The organism is Brevibacterium senegalense (assembly GCF_000285835.1).
GTDB lineage: Bacteria > Actinomycetota > Actinomycetes > Actinomycetales > Brevibacteriaceae > Brevibacterium > Brevibacterium senegalense.
The window spans coordinates 1-10773 of sequence record NZ_HE978609.1 but is presented as its reverse complement, the minus strand read 5'-3'; the positions used below and the strand labels follow the sequence as shown (position 1 = coordinate 10773).

Here is a 10773-nt window from a genome sequence, read left to right as displayed (position 1 = left end):
TGTTCCCAGCTCGATCCGGGGTCGTCCGGGGGCGGCCTCCGATTTCTGAGCCGCACATCGCTCGACTACACTGATCGGGACTCGAACACTCTGGAGGACCCCCACGTGAGCGATCCCGCGCCCGCAGACGGAGGCCGGTCCGTCACCGACGCCGGACGCGGAGGAGCGCGGTTCCTGCGGTCGTCCGGACTCTCCGGGGTCGTCCTCTACGCACTGGTCTTCGTGCTGGCGCTCACCCCCGTCCCGTACCTCCTGCAGACGCCGGGTCCGGTCGTCAACACGCTGGAGCCCTACGAGGGCGTCGACCTCGTCACGATCAGCGGGACGGAGACGTATGAGGCGGAGGGCACCCTCGACATGCTGACCGTCGCGGTCGCCGGGGGACCGGGCCGCGACATCTTCGCCGCACAGGCGGTCACCTCACTGGTCAACGGCGTGGAGACCGTCGTGCCCTCCGAGGCGTACTACCCGCTCAGCACGACGCGCGACGAGGTCGAGACCGCCAACAGCACGGAGATGATCTCCTCGCAGGACGAGGCGACGGCCGCCGCGCTCACGGAGCTGGACATCGACTACGACTCCGTCATCGGCGTCAGCCAGATCGTCGAAGGATCCCCGGCCCAGGGCATCCTGCAGCCGGGCGACCACATCCTCTCCGTCGACGGGGAGGACGTGCCCGGAACGGACGAGGGCATGAGCGGCGTCCGCCAGACCGTGCTCGACTCCACCGGTGCCGTCGAGTTCACCCTCGAGCGCGACGGAGAGACCGTCGTGGAGACCGTCGAACCGGTCGAGACGGACGGGGCGCGGTCGATCGGCGTCGTCATGTCCCGCGCCTACAGCTTCCCCTTCGATGTCGAGTTCGCCGTCGAGGGGATCGGCGGGCCGTCCGCCGGCACGATCTTCGCGCTCACCATCATCGACCTGCTGACCGAGGGCGATCTGACGGGCGGGGAGGCCATCGCGGGAACGGGGGCCATCGACGCCGCCGGCCAGGTGTCTCCCATCGGCGGGGCGCGGCAGAAGGTCGCGGCGGCCGCGGCCTCGGGAGCGGACTGGTTCCTGTCGCCGGCCGACAACTGCGCCGAAGTGCTGGGAGCCCGCGGCGTCGACGACCTGACCGTCGTGCGCGTGGACGACCTGTCCGGCGCGCACCGGGCCGTCACGGACATCGCAGCAGGCGACACGAGCGACCTGCCGTCCTGCACGGACGCCCCGTGACAAGGCCCGCACGAACCACCCGCGCCCGCGGCGCGGACCACCAGGCAGACCGGCTGGACACCCACAGCCGCACCACAGACAGGAAAGGGCGACTGTGAGCTTCACCGCCAGACCCCCGCAGACACCCCCCAGTTCGGGAAGCCGGCGTCCGTCGCCGCTGCTCCTCACCCTCATCGCGGTTCTCGCGCTCGTCGCGCTCTTCGTGGTCTTCGCACAGATCTTCACCGAGGTCCTGTGGTTCCAGCAGCTGGACCGCGTTGACGTGTTCGCGACCCAATGGGTCGCACGTGCGGCACTGTTCGCGCTGGGCTTCCTCCTCATGGCGGTGCCGGTCTGGTACATGCTGTGGTCCGCGCACCGCGGCCGGCCCACGAGCCTGCCCACCAGCCCGCGCGAGGAGAACCTGGACCGCTATCGCGAGGCCGTCGAGCCGCTGCGCCGCACGCTCACCTACGCGATCCCCGCGGTGCTGGGACTGCTGGGGGGCATCGCGCTGACAGCCTCGTGGCAGCAGGCGCTGCTGTTCCTCAACTCCGAATCGTTCGGCCAGGCCGACCCGCAGTACCAGAACGACATCGGCTTCTACATCTTCCAGCTGCCGATCATCACGACGGTCGTCGACTTCCTGGGCATGGTGGCCCTGCTGGCCGTCGTCGCAGGCCTCGTGGCCCACTACCTGTTCGGCGGACTGCGGCCCCGTGAGACCCGCGGGTTCGACCTGACCCGCAGCGCGCGCATCCACCTGGCGGTGGCGCTGAGCGCCCTCGTGCTGGTCCAGGCGGTCCGCCTGTTCCTCTGGCGCTTCAGCAAGCTGACGGACAACAGCGGTCTGGTGACGGGTGCGACCTACACGGATGCGAACGCCGCACTGCCGGCGATCCTCATCGTGTCGATCGCCGCTCTGCTGGTGGCGGTGCTCGTGTTCTCCACCGCATTCGTCAAGACGTTCCGGCTGACGGCGATCTCGCTGGGCATGCTGGTGGTGCTGGGCGCCGTCGCGATCATCGGCTTCCCGGCCGCGATGCAGCAGTTCCAGGTCAATCCCTCGGAGCAGAGCCTCGAGTCGGAGTACATCGACCGGCACCTCGAGGCCACGCGGACCGCGTACGGCATCGACGACGTCGAGGTCATCCCGTACACGCCGTCCACGGAGGGCGAGTCCGGCGCGCTGCGACAGGACGCGGTCACGGCTGCGAGCGTCCGCCTGCTGGATCCCAACCTCGTGTCGGACACGTTCCGCCAGCTGCAGCAGACCCGTTCGTACTACGCGTTCCCGGAGCAGCTGGACGTCGATCGCTACGACATCGACGGCGTCAGCGAGGACACGGTCATCGCGCTGCGCGAGCTCGATCCCAATGCGCTGTCGGACAACACCTGGGTCAACCAGGCGACGGTCTACACGCACGGATTCGGCGTCGTCGCCGCCCACGGCAGCAAGCGCGGCCCGGACGGAGAGCCCGCGTTCTTCGAGGCGTCGATCCCGGCGAGCGGTGTGCTGACGGACCAGAGCGAGTACGAGCCGCGCATCTACTTCGGTGAGCGCTCGACCCAGTACTCGATCGTGGGCGCGCCGGAGGGCGCGGATCCGATCGAGTTGGACTACCCGGCCGACGAGCAGGAGGGCTCCGGCCAGGTGAACTACACGTTCTCCGGCGACGGCGGTCCCAGCGTGGGCAACTTCTTCAACCGACTGCTGTACGCGATCAAGTTCCAGGACGAGCAGATCGTGCTGGCGGACACGCTGAACGACGAGTCGCAGATCCTCTACGACCGCACACCGCGCGAGCGCGTGGCGAAGCTGGCTCCGTTCCTCGAGGTCGACGGCGATCCGTACCCCGCCGTGGTGGACGGTCGGGTCAAGTGGATCCTCGACGGGTACACGACGTCGGACCAGTACCCGTACTCGCGCCCGTCGGTGCTGCAGGAGGCGACGACGGACTCGACAACGGCCGACAGCAATGCGGTCGTGGCCCTGCCGGATGAGCAGGTCAACTACATCCGCAACTCCGTGAAGGTGACGGTGGACGCGTACGACGGCTCCGTCGACATGTACGAGTGGGATCAGGACGACCCCGTCCTGGACGCCTGGATGAACGTCTTCCCGGACCTCATCAAGCCGGCGTCGGAGATCTCCAGCGAACTCATGAGCCATATCCGCTACCCGGAGGACCTGTTCAAGGTCCAGCGCTCCCTGCTGACCCAGTACCACGTGTCGAACGGCAGCGAGTACTACTCGGGCCAGGACTTCTGGACGCTGCCGATCGATCCGACCACGGATCAGGACCGCCAGCTGGTGCAGCCGCCCTACTTCCTCACCCTGCAGATGCCGGGTCAGGAGCAGCCGGCGTTCTCGCTGACCTCCTCGTTCATCCCGCGCCCCAGTCAGGGGCAGACCCGCAACAACCTCACGGGCTTCCTCGCGGCGAACGCGGACGCGGGGGATGAGGCCGGTGTCGTGGATGAGGAGTACGGCACGCTGCGACTGCTGCAGCTGCCCAGGAACACGACGTTCCCCGGCCCGGGCCAGGCGCAGAACAACTTCAACACCGAGCCCACGGTCCAGACCAGCCTCAACCTGCTGCGTCAGGGCGAGTCGCGGGTGGAGAACGGCAACCTCCTGACGCTGCCGGTGGCGGACGGACTGCTGTACGTCCAGCCCGTCTACGTCCGGTCCGCGGGCGAGACGTCCTACCCGGTGCTGCAGCGCGTGCTCGTCGCCTTCGGCGAGCAGATCGGCTTCGCGCCCACGTTGGACGAGGCGCTCGACCAGGTCTTCGGCGGCGACTCCGGCGCCGAGGCCGGCGACTCGGACGCTGCGAGTGAAGGCGACGATGCGGCCACCGGCGGCACGGGCGCCGGCGGTGAGGGCGATGACCAGGCGGCCAGCCTGGACGATGCACTCACCCGGGCGAACGAGGCGATGCAGGAGGCGGACGAGGCGCTCAGCAACGGCGACTTCGGCGCCTACGGCGAGGCCCAGGAGCGTCTGCGTCGGGCACTCGAGGACGCGATCGAGGCCGAGGGCGGTGACGCCGCAGCGGCGGATCCGGAGACGAGCCCGGATGCGGCCGCACCGGATGCGGCGGCCGACGACGGGTCCTGACCCGGTCGGATCAGCACGACCGCGGGGCCGGACGGGATCATCCCCTCCGGCCCCGCGGTCGTCCCCGGCGCGATGACGGGGCGGCACGGTCGCCAGCGGGGCTTATGTGTCAGGCATCACCCGCTGTCGATTTGGTGGCCACCTGGAGTTCACGTAGAGTGGGTCTCGCAACGCGGGGTGGAGCAGTTCGGTAGCTCGCCGGGCTCATAACCCGGAGGTCGGAGGTTCAAATCCTCCCCCCGCCACCACGGAGGAACCCTCAGCCACTGGCTGGGGGTTCTTCTCATTCACGAGCTCGTCGCCCAGCAGTTGCGCGAGAGAGATCTGCAGCCACGACGAGACTGCGACAAGCTCGGCGATGCTCCAAGGCGTCTTTCCCTTCATGCGAAAGGACAAGCTCGTAGCGCTGATGCCGAGCTGCTGAGCGAGGGCTCGCTGCGTCAACTGGCGTCGACCAAGCCAAGCCCGGACTTCACTGGAGACGCGCTGGTTCACGTCTCCTACGTTTGTCGCGGATGCTGGTTCATGCATGGTTGTCATGTGTACACACTATGCCTCTAGACATATGGAGGCAATGATTTCTGTATTGCAGTTTGCCTGTGGCTAACGTGATGCTTGCGTTGTGTGTCTCACGCAAATAGTGTGAGGGTATGACTTACTTGGAGATGTTGCGAGCAAACATCGGGGCAGAGTTAGGGCGGCGCGGTCTTCACCAGAAAGATGCGGCGGAGGCACTTCAACTAAGCAGAGCTAGCTTCTCGGCCAAGCTGCATGGGCGCGGTTCGTTCAAGGTGGATGAGCTGATCAAGCTCGCCCTGTGGTTGGGGGTGCCGTTCTCCCGCCTGGTTGAAGGCTTTGATGGTGCCGACGAGCTGCACCCTGTGGAGGTCGTGCGATGAGTACTGCACTGGTCAGCTCGTTCACCGCGGCCGAAGCCCGGGAGTTTACGGAAGAGCTCAAGAGTGATTACGGAGCGCTCCGCTCGAAGATCGACGCGGCGTGGCGCGGTCGCATATGGACTGCCCTGGGATACGCGTCCTGGCAGGACTACCTCGATGCTGAGTTTGTCGACGTGACGTTACGACCTCCGAAGGAACTTGAGGAGCAGGTGGTCGCGGAGCTGCGGGCCGCGGGAATGAGCACCCGAGGAATCGCGGCGGCGACTGAGCTGAGCAAGGACACCGTTCACAGGCGGCTGCAGTCCGCAGGTGTCGCAAATGAGACAGCTGAGGCAAGTGAGCCGGTGGTCGGAGTCGACGGCAAGCACTACCCGGCGAGCATTCAGGAGCGGTCCTCGGGCCCTTCGAGAACTCCTGATGCTGAGCCGGAGATCCTCGACGCGGAGATCATCGAGGAACCGGACACGTCCAACGGTCAGCTGACCGGGGGTGACCGCCTGGCCGGCGACCTCGGGATCGAGCCGGTCACAGTGGACCTGACCGGTCACCAGGGACTGAGCCGAGACCAGATCAACCGCCTGATCACGGAGCTGCACACGAGCGGATCGGCGCCCTTGCCGGTCGCGAAGAAGCGCGCCAAGACGCTGGAGCTGGCGCTGTCGTCCGGTCACGTCGATCCGGCCGGACTCGACACTGACCGGCTGGATGACCTCGCGGTCGAGGTCGCGGACACGATGGCGGTCCTGTCCGACCTGTTGGCGGTCATGGCCGGACACGAGTCCGGTCAGGTGACCGCTGCGTTGGGCAACCCGGACACTCTCGGGTCTGTCGAGAAGACGGCCACGAACCTCAGCGCAGTCACGCACGGTAACGCCAGGAGGGCACGAGCATGAGCACGAACAACACGCCCAAGAAGCCAAAGACCGGCCGCGACGAGGCGGCACCGGCCCTGTCGGAAGCACCGACGCGAGTCATCCGCGTGAGCCGACAGAAGGTGCGAAACGAGGTGTTCCGACACGACTGGAACTCGATCTCGGACACGGAACGAGCAGCGCGTGTGGCCGCGATCAGTGCGGCCGCGATGCCCGAGGGTCCGACGATTGGCCCCACCCGATGACCACGCGCGAGACAAGGCGAGGTGACGAGCAGTGACCGCAGAAACGACTCGCTGGGTGAGCAGCGAACAGACCACCGGGGCGGGCGAGCCTGTATCCATCCCGCAGGCCGATGACGGCCGAGGAAGCACGGTGGCCCCGCTCCCGGGGAGGAGCGAGGCCACCACTACCGGAACGGGCGATGCAAGAGGTATTTCGATCACCGATCACGGTACGGGCAACGCTACCGGAGAACGAGTGCCGTCGTCACTGCGGATAACGAAGACCTCCCGGATCAACCCGGATGATCCACGGTTCATCCGCACGATCACCGCTGGTGTCGCCTTCGCTGGGCTGGTCGCTTTCGCAATCAGCTTCGTCGCGCTGATGGAGGTCGCGGCGTGGCTGGGGCTGCCGGAATGGATGTACTGGTCAGTCCCTGCGTTCATGGATACCGGCATCCTCGTGTACGCCGGATCGGTGCTGATCCACAAGGCCCGAGGGGAGAGGACGTGGCCGTCGTGGCTGATGCTCGGGGTGTTCACGGGCCTGTCGATCGTGGCGAACACCGCTCATGCACTTGCGTACGGCGACACGACCGGAGAGTCGTGGCAGCCGATCATCGGTGCGGTGATCGCGGGCATGGTGCCGGTGGCGGTGTTCACCGCGACCGAGCAGTTGTCCCGTGTGGCGGTGGAAGATCCGATCTCCAGGCGACGGGAGCTGCAGGCTGAGGCGGAGTGGCATGCCGAGCAGGCCGATCGCGAACGCAACCGGCTGGAGATGGAAGCTCAGCGGGAGCACGCGGAGCAGGAAGCCGAGATCGCGCGTGAGGAGCACCAGACGAGGCTGGCGATGCTGCGGGCACAGCGCGACGCGCAGGTCGAACGAGCCTCGGTGATGGCCGCTGAGGGGCAGTTCGAACTGCCCACCGCGTCTCGTTCTCTGCACCTGGTGGCTGCGCAGGAGACACATGGTGCCACGTCCTCGACCGAGCCCAGCGGTGGGCGTTCGGCGGGCACATCGGGCGACGACCTCGACGAGTTGGCCGCGTTCGTCGCCGAGCGCACGACGCGTGGTGAGGAGACAAGCGGGGCGGACCTGGCGCGCGAGTTCGGGTTCAGCGACAAGACCGGGCGTCGTCGGCTCGCGAAGCTGCGCGAGGAACGCCCGGACGTGTTCACCGAAGCCCCGGCCGACGACGGAGCGGCCGGGACAGGGCATAGGGAGTCGTGATGATCGACGGACAGCTCGACCTGTTCGACGAGCTGCGGGCGCTGGCTGAGGCCCAGCGGCCGAAGCAGGACAGCGGGGACTGCGCGGAGAAGCGCACACGGGATGAGAAGGAAGAGGGGAGGACCGGTCGTGTCGACTGACATGCTGACGTGGGCGAGACGGCAGGTGTTCGAGCCGATGAACCTGTCGAGCTCGGAGCGGTTCGTGCTGCTGTTGCTGGCCGATAACTCGTCCTGGGATGAGGAGACGGGCCGTTGGTACGCTTTCCCGTTCCAGAAGACGCTGGCGCGGGAGTCCGGGCTCTCGGAGCGGACTGTGAAGCGTGCGATCAGCCGCCTGCTCGAACTGGGGTTGATCAGCACGGAGCGGCGCAAGCGGTCCTCGGGATTCATCGCCGGCAACGGGTACGTGTTCCACCCGGAAGTGGTCTCGGAGCCGATCACGAGGACCGTGGATGATGCCGTTGACGCTGCAGAAGGGCTGAATTCGGGGCCTGGATTCGCAGGAGGGGACACCATGTCCTCCCTTGAGATTGCAGGAGGGGACACAGTGGCACCTCCTGTGCTTGCAGGAGGGGACACCATGTCCCATGACCTCCACGATCCGCATGATCCCAAGAGGGGACACCATGTCCCCTCGAGTCCCGAGGGGACACCATGTCCCCTCGGAGGGGACACAGTGGCACTTTCCACGCGCGCGGATAGGAGGACGCGCGCGCGTCTTAATCGTCATAGTGAATCATCATCTTCTTCTTCGTCTTCCGCGGGCGAGACGGCGGCAGGAGCCGCCGTCGACGAAGACGACGATCAGTGCTTCTCGCGGTCGAACCCAACCGTCCACGGCACCGCGCCGGGTGCCGCCGACGAGGAACGCTCGGAGCCGAGCTCGTGGCGGGGGGTCGACCTCGACGCACTGGGTGTGCAGGTGGTCGAAGCCACCGGCCTGGAGTGCGGACGTGACGAGCTGGTGTGGCTGGTCGACGCGATCCTCGCGCGGTCACGTCGCCAGGTCGGGCGGCCGGCGAGCTTCGTTCGCACCGCGATCAACAACGATCCGGCGGGCACCCGAGCCGAGCTGCTGGCCCGCTTCGGGACGAGCCCGGCCACTGCCGAGGGGTCGGCCGGTGTGCAGCGGAAGAAGTCGCCGCCGTGCCCGATCCCGGAGCACGCGGAGGAGGGTCTGCTGAAGGTGAACTGCCCGGCGTGCCGGGGGATCTGGGACGACCCCTTCCCCGCGGTGATCAGCCGGAGCGTGTTCGAACAGCTCGAGGGTGCGGTGCAGGAACGAGCGCTGCGCGCGGGTGTCGTGGTCGGCGACGACGAGAGGGCGACCGCCTGAGCGGGCGGACGCGTGGGGGAGTGCTGGCGATGCAAGAGGCAGAGGACCAGATGATGAGGGCGGGCGGTGACGAGTCGCCGTTCACCGGGGAAGAACTGATGGCGGCTGTCGACCAGGCCCGTGGGCGAGTGATCATTCCGAAGCTGCGCAGTGTGGGGCTCGTCCGGTGGGCTGATGACGTTGCCGGTGAGGTGGCGTTGTCGGCGTGGAAGTCCCGTGAGCGGTTCGACCCGAGTCTGGGGGCGCTGCAGAGCTGGGTGAACCGGATCGCTCAGTACCGGAGCGCGGATCGAGTCGAAGCGGAGTCGAAGCGCAACGGCGACCTCTTGGCGGAGCGTGACGGGGATGGGCTGTCAGTCGAGGAGCAGCTGGCGCGCGCTGAGGGTGATCGCAGTGACCACGTGGCTGATGTGGCGGAGACGGTGGCTGAGCGGCTGGCGATCGAGGAATGGCTGCGGCCGATCATGTTCACCGCGGCGCGGGTGATGGACCCCACGGCGTTCGTGCACGGGCTGCACACGCACATGCTGTTCGACTGCGACGTGAAGGCTGCCTCCCGGGTGCTGGGCATCTCGGAGGCTCGGGTGCGGGAGCACAAACGATCGCTGGAGCTCTACGCGCAGGTCATCAACCGGGCGCTGGAGAAGGGCCGGGCGCTGACGGGGGCGACGCGGTTGTCGGATGTCGTCGACTGCCTGCCAGAGCCGGGGGTTGCCGGGTCGTGGACGCGGCAGATGGGTGAGGCGGTCGTGACGTGGCCGGGACGGATCGATGACGTACCTGTCGAGCACGTGATGAAGAAGACCGGGTGGACGTACGACACGAGCCGCCAGTACCTGGCCACGACGCGAGCGCTGCTGAGTGTGGCCTTCGGTGTGATCGAAGCGGAGCGGGCGAACACGAAGGAGAGGGGTCAGTGATGAGCAAGCGGGCAGACGAGGACATGCCGATCGATGCACCGGACGAAGCTGTCGAGGTCTGGGTCGACGAAGACGACGATTCGCTGCGTCGCCGGGGTTGGTTCGGGCGGCGGAAGGCGCGGGCACACGACGCGTGGCGGAAGTACGTGGATAAGAACATTCCGGCTGAGGATGACGCGGACGAGAGCCTGCCGATGTTCCTGAGGGGGCATCGCGGGCGGCTGGTGTTCGCGGTCGCGACGCTGCTGCTGCTGTTCGGGTGGACTCTGGCGATCGCCTCGATCGTGTTCTGAAGGAACGGGAGGACTGGCGATGGATTTCATGCGGATGCGAACGATGGAGACAGAGCTGTCTGTCGAAGAGACGCATACCGGGCGCCTTCAGGTGGTTCGGCGGTATCGGCCGGCGGTGCTTGTGCGCGAGGCTGTGCGCGGTTTGGTCGGCGGATTTGTGTCGGTGGTGGTGCTGACTGCATTGGCAGAAGTGCTCGGTCGTGAGTGGGCGATCATTGTCGGTGGGCTCGCGGGCTGCGGCTGGGTGCTGGGCGCGTTCGTGTTGGTGAACGTCGTCAGGCGTGGCGGTCCGGTATCGCCGGTGGCTGTGCTGCCGTCACGGTGGACTGGTGTGCCGGCTGAGGCGGAACCTGCTGTGTTTCGGTGGGCGGAGCTGGAGCAGTTGGTTCAGGAAGACGCAGCCGGAGACGGGGTGCGTGGGCTCCAGCGGAGGGTGGAATCCGAGGTGGACCGGAGAATCGCGGAGATGCTTGTCAGCGAGGTCCGGTCATAAGCGTCGCAACTGTTCAGCGGCCGTGGCGGAGGGTGAAGAGCATGAACCAGGAGTTCATCGACTCTGCAGGAGCCTTCCGCCCGCCACGACACGATCACATCCCGACGTAACCGCAGGTCCCTCCACGGGTGATGTCGAATACCAGTGGACCGTATGCGGCTGGATTAGGGATAGGC

The 10773-nt window shown here is 67.0% G+C and carries 12 protein-coding genes and 1 tRNA gene; 12 read left to right on the top strand and 1 reads right to left on the bottom strand.

Annotated elements, in window-relative coordinates; genetic code table 11:
- Positions 1 to 105: 105 nt before the first annotated feature.
- The 3 genes from HGBR_RS14110 (at position 106) to HGBR_RS14100 (ending at position 4572) form a co-directional block, all read left to right on the top strand.
- Positions 106 to 1221 carry a YlbL family protein gene (locus tag HGBR_RS14110; RefSeq protein WP_019159994.1) on the top strand — a complete coding sequence of 372 codons (1116 nt, stop codon included), beginning with the start codon at positions 106 to 108 and terminating at the stop codon, positions 1219 to 1221.
- Positions 1222 to 1315: 94 nt separating this feature from the next.
- Positions 1316 to 4324 carry a UPF0182 family membrane protein gene (locus HGBR_RS14105; protein ID WP_019159993.1) on the top strand — a complete coding sequence of 1003 codons (3009 nt, stop codon included), beginning with the start codon at positions 1316 to 1318 and terminating at the stop codon, positions 4322 to 4324.
- A 171-nt stretch (positions 4325 to 4495) separates the two neighbouring features.
- Positions 4496 to 4572 (top strand) — tRNA-Met (locus HGBR_RS14100).
- On the opposite strand, the gene HGBR_RS21180 is transcribed toward HGBR_RS14100, so the two are convergent.
- Positions 4529 to 4855: a helix-turn-helix domain-containing protein gene (locus HGBR_RS21180; protein WP_390620768.1), complete on the bottom strand. Its 327-nt coding sequence runs from the start codon at positions 4853 to 4855 to the stop codon at positions 4529 to 4531. The two genes, HGBR_RS14100 and HGBR_RS21180, sit on opposite strands and share 44 nt — an antisense overlap.
- A 119-nt stretch (positions 4856 to 4974) precedes the next feature.
- On the opposite strand from HGBR_RS21180, the gene HGBR_RS20335 reads away from it, so the two are divergent.
- Genes HGBR_RS20335 through HGBR_RS14050 form a run of 9 tightly spaced genes read left to right on the top strand, consistent with a single transcriptional unit; the run spans position 4975 to position 10597 of the window.
- On the top strand, positions 4975 to 5223 hold the full coding sequence (locus tag HGBR_RS20335; protein WP_019159992.1) for a helix-turn-helix domain-containing protein: 249 nt from the start codon (positions 4975 to 4977) through the stop codon (positions 5221 to 5223).
- Positions 5220 to 6116, top strand: coding sequence for a recombinase family protein (locus tag HGBR_RS20010; protein ID WP_147522526.1), 897 nt, complete (start codon positions 5220 to 5222; stop codon positions 6114 to 6116). Before HGBR_RS20335 ends, HGBR_RS20010 begins: the two co-directional genes overlap by 4 nt.
- A complete protein-coding gene (locus HGBR_RS14080; RefSeq protein ID WP_019159990.1) occupies positions 6113 to 6340 on the top strand; it encodes a hypothetical protein in 228 nt (75 codons plus the stop codon). Before HGBR_RS20010 ends, HGBR_RS14080 begins: the two co-directional genes overlap by 4 nt.
- Before the next feature lie 31 nt (positions 6341 to 6371).
- On the top strand, positions 6372 to 7553 hold the full coding sequence (locus tag HGBR_RS14075; RefSeq protein WP_245533355.1) for a DUF2637 domain-containing protein: 1182 nt from the start codon (positions 6372 to 6374) through the stop codon (positions 7551 to 7553).
- Positions 7553 to 7693: a hypothetical protein gene (locus tag HGBR_RS20005; protein WP_019159988.1), complete on the top strand. Its 141-nt coding sequence runs from the start codon at positions 7553 to 7555 to the stop codon at positions 7691 to 7693. The genes HGBR_RS14075 and HGBR_RS20005 overlap by 1 nt, the downstream gene beginning before the upstream one ends.
- Entirely contained in the window at positions 7683 to 8891 is a 1209-nt protein-coding gene (locus tag HGBR_RS19645; protein WP_218915980.1) for a helix-turn-helix domain-containing protein, read from the top strand. The genes HGBR_RS20005 and HGBR_RS19645 overlap by 11 nt, the downstream gene beginning before the upstream one ends.
- A 29-nt stretch (positions 8892 to 8920) precedes the next feature.
- Complete coding sequence (locus tag HGBR_RS14060) at positions 8921 to 9811, top strand: sigma factor (RefSeq protein WP_147522525.1); 891 nt, start codon at positions 8921 to 8923, stop codon at positions 9809 to 9811.
- Positions 9811 to 10104: a hypothetical protein gene (locus HGBR_RS14055; RefSeq protein WP_019159985.1), complete on the top strand. Its 294-nt coding sequence runs from the start codon at positions 9811 to 9813 to the stop codon at positions 10102 to 10104. The genes HGBR_RS14060 and HGBR_RS14055 overlap by 1 nt, the downstream gene beginning before the upstream one ends.
- A 19-nt stretch (positions 10105 to 10123) precedes the next feature.
- Positions 10124 to 10597 carry a hypothetical protein gene (locus HGBR_RS14050; protein WP_019159984.1) on the top strand — a complete coding sequence of 158 codons (474 nt, stop codon included), beginning with the start codon at positions 10124 to 10126 and terminating at the stop codon, positions 10595 to 10597.
- Positions 10598 to 10773: the final 176 nt, after the last annotated feature.